The sequence below is a fragment of the Pseudoalteromonas sp. 10-33 genome (genome assembly GCF_001469195.1).
In the GTDB taxonomy this organism is placed as follows: Bacteria; Pseudomonadota; Gammaproteobacteria; order Enterobacterales; family Alteromonadaceae; genus Pseudoalteromonas.
In genome coordinates, this window is record NZ_LOFI01000001.1 from 672,354 (window position 1) to 691,364 (window position 19,011).

The 19,011-nt window shown below is 38.9% G+C and carries 21 protein-coding genes; 15 read left to right on the forward strand and 6 right to left on the reverse strand.

Annotated features, from left to right (window positions below):
- Positions 1–5: 5 nt before the first annotated feature.
- Genes ATS76_RS03105 through ATS76_RS03155 form a run of 11 tightly spaced genes read left to right on the forward strand, consistent with a single transcriptional unit; the run spans position 6 to position 9,649 of the window.
- On the forward strand, positions 6–716 hold the full coding sequence (locus tag ATS76_RS03105; protein ID WP_058551057.1) for an RNA polymerase sigma factor FliA: 711 nt from the start codon (positions 6–8) through the stop codon (positions 714–716).
- 39 nt (positions 717–755) lie between these two features.
- Positions 756–1,139, forward strand: a complete 384-nt coding sequence (gene cheY, locus ATS76_RS03110) for a chemotaxis response regulator CheY (protein ID WP_008132609.1) — start codon at positions 756–758, stop codon at positions 1,137–1,139.
- 18 nt (positions 1,140–1,157) lie between these two features.
- Positions 1,158–1,925 (forward strand): protein phosphatase CheZ, encoded by a 768-nt coding sequence (locus ATS76_RS03115; protein ID WP_058550995.1) that lies wholly within the window; start codon positions 1,158–1,160, stop codon positions 1,923–1,925.
- Between the two features lie 15 nt (positions 1,926–1,940).
- A complete protein-coding gene (locus ATS76_RS03120; protein ID WP_058550996.1) occupies positions 1,941–4,202 on the forward strand; it encodes a chemotaxis protein CheA in 2,262 nt (753 codons plus the stop codon).
- 58 nt (positions 4,203–4,260) lie between these two features.
- Positions 4,261–5,409: a protein-glutamate methylesterase/protein-glutamine glutaminase gene (locus tag ATS76_RS03125; RefSeq protein ID WP_058550997.1), complete on the forward strand. Its 1,149-nt coding sequence runs from the start codon at positions 4,261–4,263 to the stop codon at positions 5,407–5,409.
- Positions 5,402–6,166: a flagellar motor protein gene (locus tag ATS76_RS03130; protein WP_058550998.1), complete on the forward strand. Its 765-nt coding sequence runs from the start codon at positions 5,402–5,404 to the stop codon at positions 6,164–6,166. Before ATS76_RS03125 ends, ATS76_RS03130 begins: the two co-directional genes overlap by 8 nt.
- A gap of 1 nt (position 6,167) precedes the next feature.
- Positions 6,168–7,127: a flagellar motor protein MotB gene (locus tag ATS76_RS03135; protein WP_058550999.1), complete on the forward strand. Its 960-nt coding sequence runs from the start codon at positions 6,168–6,170 to the stop codon at positions 7,125–7,127.
- Between the two features lie 12 nt (positions 7,128–7,139).
- Complete coding sequence (locus tag ATS76_RS03140; protein WP_058403489.1) at positions 7,140–7,910, forward strand: ParA family protein; 771 nt, start codon at positions 7,140–7,142, stop codon at positions 7,908–7,910.
- 3 nt (positions 7,911–7,913) lie between these two features.
- Positions 7,914–8,708, forward strand: a complete 795-nt coding sequence (locus ATS76_RS03145; protein ID WP_058551000.1) for a chemotaxis protein CheW — start codon at positions 7,914–7,916, stop codon at positions 8,706–8,708.
- A 24-nt stretch (positions 8,709–8,732) separates the two neighbouring features.
- Positions 8,733–9,230, forward strand: a complete 498-nt coding sequence (locus ATS76_RS03150; RefSeq protein WP_058403487.1) for a chemotaxis protein CheW — start codon at positions 8,733–8,735, stop codon at positions 9,228–9,230.
- A gap of 17 nt (positions 9,231–9,247) precedes the next feature.
- Positions 9,248–9,649: a DUF2802 domain-containing protein gene (locus tag ATS76_RS03155; protein WP_058551001.1), complete on the forward strand. Its 402-nt coding sequence runs from the start codon at positions 9,248–9,250 to the stop codon at positions 9,647–9,649.
- Positions 9,650–9,684: 35 nt separating this feature from the next.
- Here ATS76_RS03155 and ATS76_RS03160 read toward each other — a convergent pair whose 3' ends face one another.
- A complete protein-coding gene (locus tag ATS76_RS03160) occupies positions 9,685–10,338 on the reverse strand; it encodes an OmpW/AlkL family protein (RefSeq protein WP_058551002.1) in 654 nt (217 codons plus the stop codon).
- A 261-nt stretch (positions 10,339–10,599) separates the two neighbouring features.
- On the opposite strand from ATS76_RS03160, the gene dapE reads away from it, so the two are divergent.
- On the forward strand, positions 10,600–11,796 hold the full coding sequence (gene dapE, locus ATS76_RS03165; protein WP_058551003.1) for a succinyl-diaminopimelate desuccinylase: 1,197 nt from the start codon (positions 10,600–10,602) through the stop codon (positions 11,794–11,796).
- Positions 11,797–11,846: 50 nt separating this feature from the next.
- Here dapE and ATS76_RS03170 read toward each other — a convergent pair whose 3' ends face one another.
- Entirely contained in the window at positions 11,847–13,553 is a 1,707-nt protein-coding gene (locus ATS76_RS03170; protein WP_058551004.1) for a lysophospholipid acyltransferase family protein, read from the reverse strand.
- A gap of 155 nt (positions 13,554–13,708) precedes the next feature.
- Between ATS76_RS03170 and ATS76_RS03175 the strand changes: the two genes are divergently transcribed.
- Entirely contained in the window at positions 13,709–14,629 is a 921-nt protein-coding gene (locus tag ATS76_RS03175; protein ID WP_058551058.1) for a 2-hydroxyacid dehydrogenase, read from the forward strand.
- Positions 14,630–14,832: 203 nt separating this feature from the next.
- Here the strand turns inward: ATS76_RS03175 and smrA are convergent, their stop codons facing one another.
- The 3 genes from smrA to ATS76_RS03190 all read right to left on the reverse strand — a co-directional run bounded on the left by smrA (position 14,833) and on the right by ATS76_RS03190 (position 16,337).
- Entirely contained in the window at positions 14,833–15,411 is a 579-nt protein-coding gene (gene smrA / locus ATS76_RS03180) for a DNA endonuclease SmrA (RefSeq protein WP_058428560.1), read from the reverse strand.
- Positions 15,412–15,540: 129 nt separating this feature from the next.
- Positions 15,541–15,786 carry a hypothetical protein gene (locus ATS76_RS03185; RefSeq protein WP_006792771.1) on the reverse strand — a complete coding sequence of 82 codons (246 nt, stop codon included), beginning with the start codon at positions 15,784–15,786 and terminating at the stop codon, positions 15,541–15,543.
- Between the two features lie 107 nt (positions 15,787–15,893).
- The gene (locus ATS76_RS03190; protein ID WP_006792772.1) at positions 15,894–16,337 is read right to left on the reverse strand and encodes a hypothetical protein; all 444 of its coding nucleotides are present in this window, start codon (positions 16,335–16,337) and stop codon (positions 15,894–15,896) included.
- 113 nt (positions 16,338–16,450) lie between these two features.
- On the opposite strand from ATS76_RS03190, the gene ATS76_RS03195 reads away from it, so the two are divergent.
- Entirely contained in the window at positions 16,451–16,834 is a 384-nt protein-coding gene (locus ATS76_RS03195) for a response regulator (protein WP_006792773.1), read from the forward strand.
- 65 nt (positions 16,835–16,899) lie between these two features.
- Here the strand turns inward: ATS76_RS03195 and rpsT are convergent, their stop codons facing one another.
- Positions 16,900–17,160 (reverse strand): 30S ribosomal protein S20, encoded by a 261-nt coding sequence (rpsT, locus tag ATS76_RS03200; protein ID WP_006792774.1) that lies wholly within the window; start codon positions 17,158–17,160, stop codon positions 16,900–16,902.
- Positions 17,161–17,454: 294 nt separating this feature from the next.
- On the opposite strand from rpsT, the gene murJ reads away from it, so the two are divergent.
- Positions 17,455–18,993, forward strand: coding sequence for a murein biosynthesis integral membrane protein MurJ (gene murJ, locus ATS76_RS03205; RefSeq protein ID WP_039036801.1), 1,539 nt, complete (start codon positions 17,455–17,457; stop codon positions 18,991–18,993).
- Positions 18,994–19,011: the final 18 nt, after the last annotated feature.

Here is a 19,011-nt window from a genome sequence, read left to right on the forward strand (position 1 = left end):
AAGTTATGGGATATCAATCAGCACAAAATTTAAATGTGATTGTTGAAAAACATGCATCACTCGTCAAAAAAGTGGCATGTCACCTTATAGCGCGTTTACCTGCCAGCGTTCAGCTGGACGATTTAATACAATCAGGCATGATTGGCCTGATTGAAGCATCTAAGAGCTTTGATGCAACCAAAGGCGCCAGCTTTGAAACGTTTGCAGGGATTCGTATTCGTGGGGCAATGCTTGACGAAATGCGACGTGGCGATTGGGCACCCCGTTCAGTGCATCGCAAAAGCCGTTTGGTGGCTGAAACAATTGCTTTTTTAGAAAAAAGCTTAAGCCGTGAGCCTACAGATATAGAAGTTGCTGAAAAACTTGAAATTTCGTTAAATGAGTACCATCATATCTTAAACGATGTAAATGCAAGTAAAGTACTAGGTATAGAAGACCTTGGTGTCGACGAGGATGTCATCAGTCCAGTTGATCAAGATTTAGCGCTAGACAAACCGTTTAATAACGTTAAAAATGAGCGGTTTAATGAGTCTTTATTAGGTGCGATAAAATCTTTGCCAGAACGAGATGCAATGGTGCTGTCTTTGTACTATAACGATGAAATGAATTTAAAAGAAATAGGGCATATACTCGATGTAAGCGAATCGCGTGTAAGTCAAATACATGGTCAGGCGATGATTAAGCTCAAAGCTAAAATCAATGACTGGATAAATTAGTAGTAAGTAAACAAGGTTAAGACCTCACTGGGGGATGTTTTGGATAAAAACATGAAAATTCTGGTTGTTGACGATTTTTCAACAATGAGACGTATTATTAAAAATCTGTTGCGTGACTTAGGTTTCACTAATGTTCAAGAAGCAGACGACGGGTCAACCGCTTTGCCAATGCTACAAAATCAAGTATTTGATTTTGTTGTTACCGATTGGAATATGCCAGGAATGCAGGGTATAGACCTACTAAGAGCAATACGTGCGGATGATAAGCTTAAACACATCCCGGTATTGATGGTAACGGCTGAAGCTAAAAAAGAACAAATTATAGCGGCAGCACAGGCAGGTGTTAATGGTTATATTGTTAAGCCATTTACTGCTGGAACACTCAAAACTAAATTAGAAAAAGTATTTGAACGTTTAGGCTAATGATAGGGGGAGAGGCTTATGTCAGCACTTGCTGCGCCTCAAATAACTTTAGAACAAGCTCGTCAGCTCGTTGTTTATCTAGAAAACGGTGAGCAAGACAAAGCCAATCAGTTAATTTTAGATACTGCTTCTAAGGAGCAATCTGAAATATTTGCTGAAGTTGGAAAGTTAACCCGTCAATTGCATGAAGCTTTAAAAAGCTTCGAGCTAGACACTCGCTTAACTGACTTAACTACCGATGCGATTCCAGATGCAAAAAAACGGCTTAATTATGTTATAGAAATGACAGAAAATGCCGCAAATAAAACAATGGATGCTGTTGAGGCTAGCCTACCAATTGCTCAGCAGTTGGCGGATGAGATATCTCATATCAAACCGACATGGGATCGCCTAATGAATCGAGAGATTGAGTTAGGAGAGTTTAAATCGTTATGCCACAGCATTGATAAGTTTATGAACAATTCTCATCATAAAACCGATGAGCTGCAAAGTTTGATGACAAATGTACTTATGGCGCAAGACTATCAAGATTTAACCGGGCAAGTTATTCGCCGGGTTATTGAGCTTGTTAGAGAAGTCGAAGAAAGCTTGATCCATCTTTTGACTGCCTTTGCTGATCAAAACGACGGTAAAGCCGAAAAAATAGAACAACAAAAAACAAATGAACCATTAGACGAACAAACTTTAGCAGGTCCAGAAGGCCCTATTATTGATAAAGAATCACGTAATGATGTTGTATCTGATCAAGATGAAGTCGATGATCTTTTATCAAGTTTGGGCTTCTAAGAGGAGAGTAACTGCATGTTTGAAGTCGATGAAGATATTTTACAAGACTTTCTTGTAGAGGCAGGAGAAATCCTAGAGCTTTTATCTGAACAGTTAGTTGAGCTGGAAAACAATCCAGAAGACACCGAATTACTCAATGCCATATTTAGAGGGTTTCACACTGTAAAAGGTGGTGCTGGGTTTTTAGCCATGACGGAGTTAGTTGACGCATGCCATGGTGCAGAAAATGTATTCGATTTACTCAGACAGGGTGTACGAACAGTTAACTCTGAGTTAATGGATGTGATTTTGCAGGCACTCGACACTATTAACGAGATGTTTGCTACCATTCAAAACCGCGATAAACCTGAGCCTGCCGATCCCGAATTACTTGAAGTTCTTCACAAACTGGGCTTGCCTCCAACAGAGGAAGAGCTTGCTGGTGAATCTCCAATTGATACGGCAGATGAGCCTCAACATGAAGCTGTAGAAACGCTTGCGGCAGAAGAAACTTCATCAGCAGATGAAGAAGACCCATTTGCCTTTGATGAGTTATTTAGCGGCGGTTCAGCTGCGCAAAGCGATGAAGAAACTCAAATAGATGAAATAACAGAAGATGAATTCGAAAACCTACTAGACGAGCTACACGGAAAAGGCCAAAGCCCAATAGCTGAAAGTTCGCCAAGTAGCAGTGATGTGAGTGGAGACATTACAGACGATGAGTTTGACAATCTACTCGATGAACTTCATGGTGTTGGAAGCTTTGGCGCTGTTGCCGCTAGTGAGCCTGTAAAAGAGCAACCAGCAAGTAATAATCCAGTAGAAAATACTGCAACGCCATCAACAAATACATCGGCAAGTAATACTAGCGATGATGAAATTAGTGATGATGAATTTGAGGCTTTACTAGATGAACTTCATGGCACCGGCGCCCCTAAATCAATAGAGAGTCCTGCAGCTTCAGAGTCTAAGCCAGCGCCAAAAGCCGCGGCTAAGGTAAGTGAGCCTGTTAAAAAGCCTGAACCTGTAAAAGCCGCTGCGCCAAAACCAGTGCAAAAACCTGCAGAAAAACCGGCAGCAAAAGCAGCGCCTGCTCCAACGCCTGCAGCTGTGAAAAAACCAGCTCCTCCTCAAGCAGAAACAACAGTCCGAGTTGACACAAAACGCCTAGATCAAATAATGAATATGGTGGGTGAGCTTGTACTCGTTCGTAACAGGTTGGTAAGTTTAGCAACAAACTCAGAAAGTGAAGCAATGGGTAAAGCCATTTCTAACTTAGATGTTGTGACAGCTGATATCCAAGGCGCAGTAATGCAAACGCGAATGCAGCCAATTAAAAAGGTATTTGGCCGCTTTCCTCGCGTTGTTCGTGACTTAGCACGAAGTTTAAATAAAGACATTAGCTTACAGCTTGTTGGTGAAGAAACTGATTTAGATAAAAACTTGGTTGAGGCACTTGCAGATCCACTTGTTCACTTAGTTAGAAACTCAGTTGACCACGGAATAGAGATGCCAGCAGCTCGTGAAGCAGCTGGCAAACCTAGAACGGGTAATGTAACGCTTTCAGCTTCGCAAGAAGGCGACCATATCTTGTTAACTATCAAAGATGATGGTGCGGGTATGGATGCTGAGAAGCTCAAAAAAATAGCAATCAGTAAAGGCGTTTTAGATCACGATCAAGCGAGTCGTTTATCGGATACCGAAGCGTACAATTTAATATTTGCACCAGGATTCTCTACTAAGGAAGAGATCTCTGATATTTCAGGGCGTGGTGTGGGTATGGATGTTGTAAAAACTAAAATAACTCAACTTAATGGCTCAGTAAGTATTCAGTCAGAGCTAGGTGTTGGTACAATTTTAGAAATTAAAGTACCGCTAACACTTGCCATATTACCTACCTTAATGGTTGTAGTTGGTGAGCAAACATTTGCACTACCATTGGCTGGTGTTAGTGAAATATTCCACTTAGATTTAACCAAAACAAATGTAGTTGATGGTCAACTAACGATCATTGTACGTAAAAAAGCAATACCGCTGTTTTACCTCGAGCATTGGTTAGTTAAAGGAGCAGATCGTACTCAACGCAAAGCTCAAGGCCATGTTGTTATTGTTCAAATAGGTACTCAGCAGGTTGGTTTTGTCGTTGACTCCTTGATAGGGCAAGAAGAAGTTGTAATAAAGCCTCTTGATGCACTTCTTCAAGGCACTCCAGGTATGGCAGGTGCAACTATTACGTCAGATGGTGGAATTGCACTTATTTTAGATGTTCCCAATATGTTAAAACACTACGCAGGCTAAATCATAAAGCAGGCACACAATTAAGTGTGCCTGCATAGAAATTTAATAAGAGAGCTAAATGGCCGTAAAAGTTTTAGTTGTTGACGATTCAAGCTTTTTTCGTCGTAGAGTAAGCGAAATTCTTGAGCAAGACAGCGACATACAAGTAATTGGATTTGCCATAAATGGCAGAGAAGCTGTTGAAAAAACGGCCCAACTGCGTCCTGATATGATCACAATGGATGTAGAAATGCCAGTGCTTGATGGTATTAGCGCGGTTAAAGAAATAATGGCCAGCAATCCTACACCAATTTTAATGTTTTCTTCTTTGACCCGTGCTGGCGCAACAGCCACACTCGATGCTCTTGATGCGGGGGCGATGGACTTTTTGCCTAAAAAGTTTGAAGACATAGCACGTAATAATGAAGATGCCATAAAGCTTCTCCAAGCTAAAGTTAAAGAAATTGGCAATAGACGCATTCCCAGAACTTTTAAGCCAGCGTCGTATTCTAAACCCGCAACGCGTGCGGTACCTCAAAGAACTAGCACTTCTTCCATCAGGCAACCTGATAGAAGTTTTCAGCGTTCAGCCCCTGAACCATCATTAACCAAAACACAGAGCTCCCTTCCTTCTCGTGCCAGTGGAAAGCAATATAGATTAGTCGCTATTGGTACGTCTACAGGTGGCCCCGTTGCTTTACAAAATGTGCTTACGCAATTACCAGCTAATTTCCCGCATCCTATTTTACTCATTCAGCATATGCCAGCTGCTTTTACACCGGCATTTGCAGCTCGCTTAAATGGTTTGTGCAAAATAAAAGTAAAAGAGGCACAACAAGGTGACCGGTTAGACCCAGGAACCGCTTATTTGGCGCCTGGCGGTCAACAAATGATGGTTGAAGGACGAGGTGGTTCAAAAACATTGCGTGTTTTTGAAGATAATAGCGAGCGAATTACTTATAAGCCTAGCGTCGATGTAACGTTTGCAAGTGTAGCTAAGGCTTTTCAAGGCGATGTATTAGCAATTATTTTAACTGGCATGGGCGCCGATGGTCGAGATGGTGCGAGAATGTTAAAACAAACTGGGGCTACTATTTGGGCACAAGACGAAAAAAGCTGTGTTGTTTATGGTATGCCACAAGCTGTTGCTAATGCGGGACTTTCAAGTGAGAGTTTAGCGCTGGATGATATTGCAACGCGGATAAAAAGTGAAACCGGTTGTGGATAAGCTCTCCGTACTTGGGTTAATAGTTGCACTAAGTGCTATAGCAATTGGCTATCATTTAGAAGGTGGTGTGATTGCAGCGCTTTTTAATGGTCCGGCGCTCATTATTGTACTAGGTGGTACTTTAGGTGCTGTCATGCTTCAAACATCTGGCAGTACTTTTAAAAAAATGCTTAGAATGAGTCACTGGGTATTTGTTATGCCAAGCTATGATATTGATGATGCGATTGAACAGGTTAAACGTTGGTCGCATAAAGCGAGACAAGAGGGCTATTTAGCACTAGAAGATGAGGCATTAACGCATTCAGATGTTTATGCCGCAAAGGGGCTCAGCCTATTAGTTGATGGTGGTTCAGGACAAAAACTCAGAGATACACTTGAGATAGACTTATTGTTAGAACGTGAACGCTTACTAGAAGCGGCTCGGGTTTACGAAGCAATGGGCGGCTATAGTCCTACCATTGGTATTTTAGGGGCCGTGCTTGGACTTATTCAAGCAATGTCTTTTATTACTGACCCCCAATTACTAGGTGCTGGAGTTGCTACTGCTTTTATTGCGACGATATACGGCGTGGGGTTGGCTAATTTATTATTTTTACCCATGGCAAATAAGCTTAAGCAACGTGTAGAAGAAAAGATGCTTTACCACGAAATGCTTGCTGAAGGTATCATTGCAATTAGCGATGGCCAAAGCCCTATGAATATAGAGTTAAAGCTTGAAGCTTACCGTGTTGAGCGGCCAAACCTAGTGGACGCATAAAATGATGCGTCGACGTTTGGGTCGCTCGGCCCAAAAAAGTCAGCACACAGAACGCTGGTTGGTGTCGTATGCTGACTACATGACCATCATGTTTGCTTTTTTTGTTGTAATGTATGCTATTGCAATAAACAAAGAGGAAAACTTTCAAATTCTATCGGATTCTTTAGAGCAAGTGTTTGATAAATCAGCACGTGTTTATTCTCAGCAAGGGACGGGGGTAGATGGTACCGGAATACTCACCGATAGAGTCACTCCTGAGAAAGAGTTACTGTATGGTGAAAGTATAAACAAAGAAGAGCAAGGCCCCGAGTTACTCGATGGCCAAAGTGATACGAGCAATATCCAGCAAAAGTATTTAGGAAAACCGCTCGATAGTTTATTAACAAAACTTCAATCTGCGCTTATTGACGAGATTCGTGATGGTGAGGCTAGCCTAGAATTACATCAAGATTGGCTGATTATCGAACTAAGTTCAGGTATGTTGTTTTCTAGCGGTAGTGCTGTTGCACATTCTCGAGCAAAACAAGTTGTTAAAATTGTTAAAGATATTATTGAACCGGTAGATAACTATATACGGGTTCGCGGTTATACAGATGATGAAACTATTCGAAATGAAATATTTAGCTCTAATTGGGAATTATCTGTAGCTCGGGCGACTTCTGTTTTAGTTGAGCTTGAATCATTAGGAATAAATTCAGCCAGAATGGCCATTGAAGGGTATGGACAATATTCACCTTTTGCTGAAAATAATACAGAAGAGGGGCGCGCTGAAAATCGCAAAGTGGTTATAGCTTTATCTAAATATGGATTGCCTAATGAAGCAAATACACTGGCTGAAGAACAAGCAGCTGAGATTAAAGAGCCAGAGCCAGAAGTAGAGTTGCCGTCAGACGATGACACAATAAAAATTATTCGTTTACCACATGGTGGCATACGTATTACTACACGTAATGAAAAGTAACTGGGATGTAATGTGAAGATTTGGACTGTAGCAAACCAAAAAGGGGGGGTTGGTAAAACAACTACTGCGGTCAGTCTTGCTGGGATTTTAGCACTACAAGGTAAGCGAGTTTTACTCATTGATACTGACCCGCATGCTTCTTTGACCTATTATTTTGGTATTGATTCAGAAGATTTAGAAGTCAGTGTTTACGATATTTTTGCTCGTGGAACCAGTATGCAGAGCGAGGAAATACTTCAAGCATTGTGTCCTTCTACACTTGAAAACTTGGATATTTTGCCGGCTACTATGGCTATTGCTACGCTTGATAGGAGTATGGGCAATAAAACAGGCATGGGGTTAATATTGAAAAAGTCGCTTGCAAAAATAAGCGAACATTACGACTATGCTATTTTAGATTGTCCACCTGTTTTGGGTGTATTGATGGTTAACGCATTAGCTGCCAGTGAGCGAATTTTAGTGCCTGTACAAACAGAGTTTCTTGCACTTAAAGGCCTTGATAGGATGATGCGCACAATGGAATTAATGCAGAGCTCACAGGCGAAAAGTTATGAATATACTATAATACCTACAATGTACGATAAACGTACAAAGGCATCGCTTGAGGCTTATAAAACTTTACAAGAAACGTACGGTGATAAAGTTTGGCCTGGTGTTATTCCCGTTGATACAAAATTAAGAGACGCAAGTTTGGCTCAAAAGGTACCAATAGAATTTTGCCCTCGTTCTCGTGGTGTATTTGCTTATAAAGCATTATTAGAATATTTAATTGAACAAGGTTAATGAATGAGTAAGCAATTATTTGCTAATGAAAAAGTAATGACTCAGTATTTAGGTGCCTTGCTTTGTGAAGAGGAGCTTGCGAGTGATTTAGAGCCCGTAGCAAAGCTTTTAGAAAATATACCGGATGATTCACATGATGTAACTGCGGACCCTAAACTTAAAAAACCGGATGTTGAAGTAAAAACAGAATTAAGCACTCAATTACCTGTAGTAAAAAATAAGCAAGACGTTAAAGAGACAAAAACGGTTGTTGAAGATAATATTGATTCGCCAAAAGAGGTAACAAGTACAAGTGTTGATTTAGCTGAAGAGGCAAAGCCAAAGCTCTCAAATAACAGTGAATCAGATTACTTTGATGGCGAATTTCAAGCATTATTTTTCGAAGTTGCAGGGCTTACGTTGGCTGTGCCACTCAAAGCTTTAGGCGGTATACACCAATTAGGTGAAGTAAATCACCTGTTTGGTAAGCCAAAATGGTTTAAAGGCGTTATGCTAAACCGAGATGAAAAATTAAATGTTGTTGATACTGCGCGATGGGTAATGCCAGAAAAATACGACGAAAAACTTGAAGCATCATTAGACTATCAATATTTAATCACCTTGGGTGATAGCCAGTGGGGATTATTAGCAGAAAAGTTAATAAATAACATTACATTGACAAAAGAAGATGTAAAATGGCGTACCGATCAAAGTAAGCGCCCATGGCTTGCTGGGGTTATTAAAGAAAAAATGTGTGCTTTAATAGATGTAGATAATTTAAATACATTATTAGAAGAAGGCTTAGATAGCCGTCAGTAGTAATGACCATTATGGGGTAACAGCATGAACCAAGAGAAATTACTGTCAGCAAATAAAAATGCGGATAATAATGATGAAATATTACAATGGGTTACATTCAAGTTAGAAGAGGAAACCTACGGTGTAAACGTAATGCAGGTGCAAGAAATACTGCGTTACACTGAAATTGCTCCTGTACCCGGTGCACCTTCTTATGTAATAGGCATTATTAACTTGCGTGGTAACGTGGTAACCGTTATTGATACACGCGCTCGATTTGGTTTGTCGGCAGCCGATGCTACTGATAACTCGCGTATTTTAATTATTGAAGCAGAAGAGCAAGTTATTGGTATTCTAGCCGATAGCGTATCTGAAGTTGTTTATCTGCGTAGCTCTGAGATTGACAGTGCACCAAATGTAGGTACGGAAGAAAGTGCTAAATTTATACAAGGTGTGTGTAATCGAGATAACGAGCTTCTTATATTGGTTGATCTAAATAAATTACTTAGTGATGATGAATGGGACGAGTTAAGCGATTTATAAGCTTTACCAGATAAACTATGCTGTTACTTAGTATTGCTATAAGCGCGTTAGCGATAGGATTAATATCGTTAACGCTTACTATGGCACTTAAAAATAAACACACCAGTGATGCAGGTGATTTGCATCAAAAGCTTAAAGAGTGTGCAGAGCAGATTCATATTCTCAGAAGCGAAGCTGCAGAGCTAAGAACAGGTTTACTTAGTATAGGTAAGCGAGTTCTTGAAGTTGAACAACAAAACCAAGATTTGATACATCAGCAGTCAGCTCAAAAGTACGATGATCCCGATGCTAAGATTTATTCTCGTGCTGTAAAAATGGTTGAATTGGGAGCTGACTTAGACGAGGTGATACGCGAGTGCGAGTTACCCAGAGCGGAAGCTGAGTTACTGTTTTCATTACACAAAAAAAAAGGCGCTTAGCGCCTTTTTTGCACACATAACACAACACTTTAATATTAAAAGCTATACTTTACACCAAACATAGCAACCACAGGATCAAGTTCTACAGTTGATGTTAATGCCTTTGAACCATTAGCATATACTGTTGCATCTGTATCGATATCCATCACAGAAACCATAGCGTGTAGTCCCCAATTATCATCAATTTTGTAATTAGCGCCTACTTGTACTAACAAGCCAAAAGAATCATCAAGCTCAACTTCTACATCGTCCGTACCAAGTGTTGCTTTAAGTGCTTGTGAAGGTTGTTCGTCAAAAAAGGTTGTATAGTTTACGCCAACACCTATGAATGGTCTAAGCTGATAGCTTGTATCTAAAAAGTGGTATTGTGCTACCAGTGAAGGTGGAAGATGTTTAATATTGGCAATTTTATTACCAGCTAAGCCACCTGTTCCATTCACATCGTGAGAAAACGGTGTTGCAGCAATTAATTCTAATACCCATGTATCATTAAAAGCATAATCTATCGTAATACCCAACTGGGTATTTGAGTCACCTTTTAGGCCCAATGAAGGAGCTTCGTTAATTGCTGATCCGCTATTGTCTGGGTTTACATTAATAGCACCTACATTAACGCTGAAGTCTGCGTTTGCAGCCGGAGAGAGTGCTAATAAAGAGGTGAATATTGCAATGCTAATTTTAGTTTTCATGTTGTTCTCCAAGAACTACTTTTTGATTGGCGCTATTATTGCGTTTAACAAATATGAAAAACCTGTGCTAGATCAAAGTTTCAGAAATGATTGAACATTGAAAAGTGTTTTATTGATTTAGATTAATTTTAACGCTGTTTTGTAACTGCAATGATTGACAATTTTTGCAATTAATAATCATCAGAATGTATAAATGCTGACATCTCTTAGTCATACTCTCACTATTTAATAATGCCTTACTTAGTAATAAAGGTGTTAAAAATGTCTTTAGTGGTTTCACAACAAGCAATTATATCTCATAGGTTAAACGCCGAATTAATAAAACAACTACAAACGCTTATCCAATTTAAATCAGTGACGCCAAATCAAGCTGGCGCAATAGATTGGCTAGTTGAGCAGTTATACGAGCTAGGTTTTTGCTGTGAAAAGTTTACGAGTAATGGTGTCACTAACCTAATTGCACGTATTAAATTCAAAGAAGGACCTTGTATCGCCTTTTCAGGGCACATTGATGTGGTGCCCGCAGACAATGATGATTGGCTAAGCCCTCCGTTTGATGGAAAAATAATTAATGGGGTAATTTACGGAAGAGGTGCTGCTGATATGAAAGGAGGTGTGGCAGCGATGCTAAGTGCCACAAAAAAATTAATAAATAACACATCATCAAAAGCGGGAACTTTTTATTGGCTCATTACCTCTGATGAAGAGGGAGAAGCTGAGTTTGGTTCTGCGCAAATAGCTAATAAGCTTTCCTCAAATGGGGTTGTTTTGGATGGGTGTATTGTAGGCGAGCCTACAAGTTCTTCACATGTTGGTGATATAATTAAGAACGGCCGTCGTGGTGCGCTTTCGGCTCGTATTTTGGTAAAGGGCAAAGCAGGTCATGTAGCTTATCCTCAAAATACCATTAATGCCGCACACATTAGTACAAAAATAGTCAGCAAATTGAGTGAGCAAGCGTGGCATTTAGATGACGCAGGCTCAAAAACCACACTGCAAGTCACAGGCATAAATACTGATAATGTGGTTGATAATTTAGTTCCCAGTCATTGCGAAATCACATTTAATATTCGCTATAGCCATCGGTACAACAGTAAAGAAATCAAATCAATATTGATTAATTCGTTGGATGAATTTTCACATTGCACAACGATTAACTGGGAACGACCATGTGAACCATATTATACCCACACTGAGAATACTTGGAGTTTAATTTCTTGTGTTGAACAAGCCATATATAGTCAAACCGGAAACTACCCTCTTCTAAGCACCAGCGGAGGAACATCTGATGGGCGTTTTTTTGCTAACAGCCACACTCAAGTGATTGAGTGTGGGCTAAAAAACAAAACAATTCATCAAATTAATGAGCATGTATCTATTGATGACTTAATTAAAGTTGAGGCTATTTATTATGATTTACTATCACGTATTTTTATAAATGACAGTAATTTTAAATGAGCTCGCTTTTTAACAGCAGGTAGGTAGCACCGAGGGTCACCTCGCCTTGATTAGCTTAAATATCGTTTGGCTTTATTTTCTTTTACACTTTTTAAGTCCACTAATACTAAACCGTCAATACAATTGTTAAAGTCGGGATCTATACTAAAACTTAAAAATTTCACTCCGCCAGGTTTGCATAGCTCGGTGTATTGTTTAAATAGCGTAGGTACTTGCGCGCCCATATTAGCAAGAACATGTTTTAGCTCAACAAAGTCCTCTTTTACATCGTTTTTGCAAAAAATAATATCACACTGTGCGAGCTGTTGTTCACTGGGTTTAAATTCGTTATTAGGAGTGGCAAGTATTCCATCTGCTTTATAATAATGTTGGTAGTAATGCACTAACATAGCTTTTGCCGGATCAGCGAGAGTGTTAGGTACGCTAACAGCACCAAATAAATAGCGATATTGAGGATAGCTTTTAATAAAAGCACCAATACCGTACCATAAATAATCTAGACTTTTACGGCCCCAATACTTTGGTTGAACAAAACTACGACCAAGCTCGATTCCTTGATCCAAGTAGGGTTCCATGGCATCGGTGTATGTAAACAGGCTATCGGTATATAGTCCTTTACGGCCATGCCTATCAATTATTTCTTTAGCACATGCTAATCTATAGGCACCAGCTAACTCTAACTGTGTTGGATCCCAAAGCACGAGGTGTTGATAATCCATATCGTATTTATCTATATCGCGGCGTTTACCGCTGCCTTCACCGACGGCTCTAAACGCTATTTCTCTCAACCTGCCCAGTTCTCTAAAAATAGGTGAGCTACCTGTATATTGATATAGATGAATATGCATTCCATCTTGTGTTTTCCCCAGAAGCTGGCACGCCTCTATCGCTTTTTTCAGCTCTTTTCTGCATTCTGGAACAGCAATCGGTGTTTGTGTTTTTAGTGGTAACGGCTTTTTGCTTGTGAGGCGGTACAGTTGTTTTCTAATTAAGTTAACAACCTCTTTGTCTTTCAAGTTTTCTATTAGGTATGACGCAGGAGGAATAGACGCACCAATTTCAAACTCTAACGATTTTTGGCGTTGTTTAAACATTTCTTTTACTAATAATAAGCTAGCCAATGGTTTATAAATTATTGAAGTACCATAAAATAACGGGCTGTTCTTAGCTTTAATATAAATGGGTAATATAGGACAATTCGCTTTTTTTGCCATACGTAAAAAACCGCTGTTCCATTTACAATCTTTGATACCTGTAGGGCTCAGCCGTGATACTTCACCAGCGGGAAATATCAATAATACCCCCTCATTTTTTAAATGCTGGTGAATATTATAAAGCTCTTGTTTTTTACTTGTGCCAGATAAGTTATTTACAGGTAAAAGTAAGTCGTGCATTGGAGTCACCGACATGAGCATACGGTTAGCAACAACCTTTAAATCTTTTCTTACGCTTGAGATCACTTTAATTAATGCAAGCGCATCTAAAGAGCCTATAGGGTGGTTTGCAACAATAATTAATTTACCTTCGCTAGGAATATGCTCTATTTGCTTTGGCTTGTAACGTGTATCAAAGTTAAGCTCATCGAGAACTTGTTCAACAAATTCTAGCCCTTGTAAATGAGGGTAGGTGTCGGCAAAGGCCACAAACTCTTGTTCATGTAGTAAATAGCCTAATCCCTTTTTTACTAGGCTTTTTACTTTTGGTGAGCTTTCTAATTGTGGTAAGTTTGCTGCAATTACTTTATCAACACTGATCATACAAGCCTCTTTTTAATTTAGCACGACTGCCATATCTGTAGAGTAAAAAAAGGGTGTGACAGTTATTTTGCAGTTGTGTGACCTTTTAAAGTGTAAAGGGTGCCAAGTGTTGATTAGTCAGTATGGATTTTATAAAAACTTATTTGGAAGTAACTATGTCGGTATTAGTAGCAATTACAGGTCGAGATAACACAAAGTTAATAGCGCAATTACAAGCCCGATTACCCTCTACAAAAATACAGCAGTGGCCAGATTGCAATAACCTAGAAACTATTGATTTTGTATTAGCATGGAAAGCACCGCATGATATGTGGGCAAAGTTGCCAAACCTTAAAGCGGTATCGTCATTTGGTGCGGGTGTAGACAGTATTGATTTAAATTTGCTTGGTGATGACGTAGATGTGGTGCGTATAGTTGATGAAAAATTGGCACAAGATATGACCGAATATGTGCTTACGCATGTTTTAGCGCAAAAATTGCGATTAAAAGAATACTTTATTAAGCAAACACAGCAGCAATGGAAACCTAAACGCGCTTATGAACAAAATAAGGTAGGAATTTTGGGTTTTGGGGAGCTAGGCAAAGTATGTGCGAAACGACTTATTGCCAATAACTTTACTGTAAATGCTTGGGCTCATACACATAAAACCAGTAATACAGTTAATTTATTTTATGGCGAACAAGGGCTTCAAAATATGCTTAGCAACATTGATTATCTAGTCTGTTTGTTGCCATTAACCAAAAAAACGAAAGGTATTATCAATAAAAGTACAATTAGTATGCTTCCTAATCATGCTGTTATTATTAATGTTGCACGAGGAGAGCATGTTATAGAAGCGGATTTACTTAAAGCCTTAGAAGAGAATTCGCTTCGGGCTGCAGTCATTGACGTGTTTGAACACGAACCTCTTAGTGAAGAGCACCCTTATTGGCAGCATGATAAAATAACCCTTACACCGCATTGTGCTGCATTATCAGATATAAACAGTGTTTCAGCACAAATAGCAGAAAACGTTGAACGCTTGCAGCAAGGTATTACTTTAAATAATCGAATAGATAGAACGAAAGGATATTGATAAATTTAAAGAAACAGCTTGTTAACATATGTAATTTTTATTAATGTTGTATATGTTCTCAACAATAAAAATATAAAGAGGGTGAAATGAAAACAAATCAGGGTGGTGCTAGATTAAGCTTAATTATAATTTCTATAATAATATTAGGCGTATCTGCTTGGTTTAATCAGCCAACTATTTTATAGAATGGCACCACAGCAAGTTTAGCGCTTGCTGTGGATTTCTCTATTTTCGTGTTTTTTATCGGCACTTTTTTTGAGTAAAACATAAGTCGCACCACTCCCTCCATGATGCCTCTGTGCAGTATGATATGCCAAAACCGCCGGTAATTCAGGTAGCCATTTATTTACAAAACTTTTTAGTATTCCTGGTTTAGTTTTATTTTTAATTCCTACACCATGCCTAATAAGCACCACGCGTACATTTTGCTGCTGACAGTCATTAATAAAATTAAAGAGCGTATTGCGTGCGTTTTTAAGTAGCTGGCCATGAAGGTCTAAGGTCGCATCAACTTGATACTTTGCTAAACGTAAGTTTTTAAATACAGGGCCTTGTACTCCGTCTTTTTTAAAACTTAATATAGCAAATGGCTCAACAAGCTCTACAGACTCTGTACTTAAGTAGTTTTCATCTGTTGATAGAGTATTTTCAGCCGCTTGTCGCTTTTGTTGTTGCGCAAGTGAAGAATGAGGGCTGCTTGATAACGGTTTAATAGTATCACTGCTAATAGGGGTCACATCTTCCATAGAAGATAAAAACAAATCAAAATCAGATAAGGACATACCGAAATCTCAAAATAATGTAGTACGAGGTCAATATTATCTTAGTTCACCTAATTACCCAACCATTTTGATTTATACAATAAAAAAAGCCCAGCAATGCTGGGCTATAAAATATTCTAGGGGAAATTGTTAGCTCTGAGTTACATTAAGTTGCCCAAATGTATAAACCTTAAACAGATAAAATGTATTGATCAATACTAAACTCATATTTGAAATAACACTCGACGACATAAGATCTAAGCTAAATGATAAAAATAACAGGCCACATGCACTTATGGCGGCTACGCGCAGTAATGTTATGTGGTTAATAAAGAATGCACCTAAACCTAGTGCAAGTAGTATCGTGTTTAAAAGCCAATCTAGCTCGTTTAGCATGGTCGTTTCAATAGTTCAGTTGTTGAAAAAAGGAGCGCCATTATGGTGATCTTTTGCGCACCTTTCAACCAAGTAATTTTACATTTTTCAGATTAGTTTTATTAATGCTAAAAGTAACTTTTAATCGCTGAAATGAGACCGTCGTCGGCAATAACTTGATACTTTTGGCAGCTCTGAGGATTCTGTAAATCACTACATAAATAGAGAGATTTACGCTTATCGTCAAACTTAGGATGTAAATGCGAGTCAACAAGCGTTGCACCGTATCCAAATACACCAGGCCAATAAATACTTTTGCTAACCATCCCTAATTTTTTATAGGTGAGTAAAGTTGGTTTTGGAAAAGCTATAATGATAACTGCAATAATAGCGAGCGTTATTAACAGCCCTTTTTTAGGTTTAGGGTTTTGGCTATTTAACTCTGTATCAATAGTGTGTTGTTTAGTTTGTGCCTGCCTTTGAGAAGTTGCCCGAGTTTTATTTTTTTGTGTTGTATTTTTTCTTGCCGGTGTTTTACCTAGCAAGGATTGTTTTTTTGGTGTTTTTGACATAAAGCAGATCTGGCCTTTTTTACATAGGTCTTTATAATTCAAATAGTAAATTTATATACTAAGCTAATTATTATAATAACGTAAAGTTAGCTTATAGCCTATGAGGAATGAAGATGGACACGCAGCTATCAATTTTAATAGTGGATGACGTTAGCACGGTGCGTAGTTTTTTGAGCCAAACGCTCATGCATCTAGGGATAGACAATGTAAAGGAAGCATCTACTGCCTCACAGTGTATTAGTGAATGCCAAGCAGCAAAATACAGTATGATTTTTTTGGATATTGAGTTACCGGATGGAGACGGAAAAGAATTAATTGCACAAATCAACGAGATGAGTCCAGAAACGAATGTAATTATGGTGTCTGCGCATTCAGCTGTTGAAAATGTAAAAGATGCCATAGATAAAGGCGCTAAAGGGTTTATCGTAAAACCGTTTACACCTAAAAAAATAGCAGCCATGCTTAAAAAGTTTTATCCAGATTTAGAAATTATGTAGTCCAAAAACTTTTAAGTAAAAAAAAACCGGCAAAAGCCGGTTTTTTATATTCTAACAAAAACAAATTATAGCGCTTTGATCTTAGCTGCTAAACGGCTCTTATGACGAGCTGCTTTGTTTTTGTGGATTAGACCCTTAGTTGCGTAACGGTCTAGGATAGGTGTAGCAACAGAAAAAGCTTGCTGTGCAGCTTCTTTATCGCCAGCTTCAATAGCAACAACTACTTTTTTGAAGTAAGTGCGCATCATTGAGCGACGGCTTGCGTTGTGCTGACGGTTCTTTTCGCTAGTGATAGCGCGTTTTTTTGCAGACTTGATGTTAGCCAAGGTTTGCTCCTAACAATCTTAAAATAAAGCTTAAATTAAAGGCCGTGGAATATGCCTGTTTCTATCATGAATGTCAATTAAATTTAACTATTCAAGAAAAACTGCTCCTTATAACGAACATTAATTTGCCGCTTTAGCAGTTAATGACGCTATTGTAACAAAGCACAGACCCCCAGCCTAGTGCTTTAAAGCGATTTATAAAAAAGACTGTGGCATAATCGCGTATCTTAGGGATTTTTAAGTAGGTTTAAGGTGTCAAAAGGTTTATTTCGCTCCGGTATGATTGTTAGTTGTATGACTATGATCTCGCGTATTTTAGGGCTCGTAAGAGATGCCGTTGTTGCCAATTTACTTGGCGCAAGTGCTGCGGCTGACGTATTTTTATTTGCTAACCGAATTCCTAACTTTTTACGTCGCTTATTTGCAGAAGGCGCTTTTGCACAGGCATTCGTACCCGTTTTAAGTGAAATAAAAGAGCAACAAGGTGATGATAAAGTTAGGCTCTTTGTTGCCCAAGCTGCAGGTACGCTGGGCACTATTTTATTGTTAGTGACTATTTTTGGTGTAGTGGCTTCGCCGGTTATTGCCGCTTTATTTGGTACCGGCTGGTTTATTGATTGGTGGCAAGGCGGCCCCAATGCAGAAAAGTTTGAGCTGGCCAGTTCGTTATTAAAATTTACCTTTCCGTATTTGTTGTTTGTAAGTTTAGTCGCGCTGAGCGGTGCGGTAATGAATGTTTACAACCGTTTTGCCGTTGCCGCATTTACTCCTGTGTTACTCAATATATCAATAATCACCTGTGCAATTTTTTTACATGATAAGTTTAGTGTTGGTGCATATGCCCTCGCTATAGGTGTATTTGTCGGTGGCATTGTTCAGTTGTTATTTCAATTACCTTTTTTATTCCGCGCTAAAATGTTGGCTCGCCCGCGTTGGGCTTGGCATGACGAAAACGTCAAAAAAGTGCGTAAGCTTATGCTGCCTGCATTGTTTGGCGTATCGATAAGCCAAATTAATTTATTACTAGATACTATGATTGCCTCGTTACTGATGACAGGCTCTATAGCATGGCTTTATTACTCAGACAGGCTAATAGAGTTTCCGCTTGGTTTGTTTGGAATAGGTATTGCGACGGTTATTTTACCCGCACTCTCTAAATTGCACAGCAGTAAAAAATTGAGCGATTTTCAGCATACGTTAGATTGGGGAGTTCGCTTTGTAATATTTTTAGGTATACCAGCAATGGTTGGCTTAATGATAATAAGCCCACTTATAATTACGGTCCTATTCGATCATGGTGCCTTTAAAGAGGACAGTGTTGATCATGTAAAAGCGGTAAGTTTAGGTGTTGTAGCTTACTCTGTTGGGTTAGTTAGTTTTATGTTGATTAAAGTGCTCGCGCCTGGGTTTTATTCACGTCAAGATACTAAAACGCCCGTACGCATTGGTATTATAACCCTTGTGCTAAATATGGTATTTAATATTATGTTAGCCCCTTTTATAGGTTACTTAGGGTTAGCACTCGCTACATCAATGTCAGCCAGTTGTAATGCATTTTTACTTTATAGGCAGCTAAAAAAAGAAAATGTTTATCAGTTTTCTTCTATGAGTTTGCGTTTCACTATAAAGTGCATCGTTGCAAGTTTAGTCATGGGCTGTGTTACATGGTATGTAAGTAGTTACTATTTCTGGGCCTCGTGGGCTTTCGCACAACAAGTTATATTATTAATTGCCCTTGTTGTATTAGCAGGAGTTAGCTATTTTTCAATGCTCTTTTTAATGGGTGTAAGACTAAATACGATAAAAAGTGTAGCAATTACTGAATCAAACTAAAAAAAAGATTATAATCGG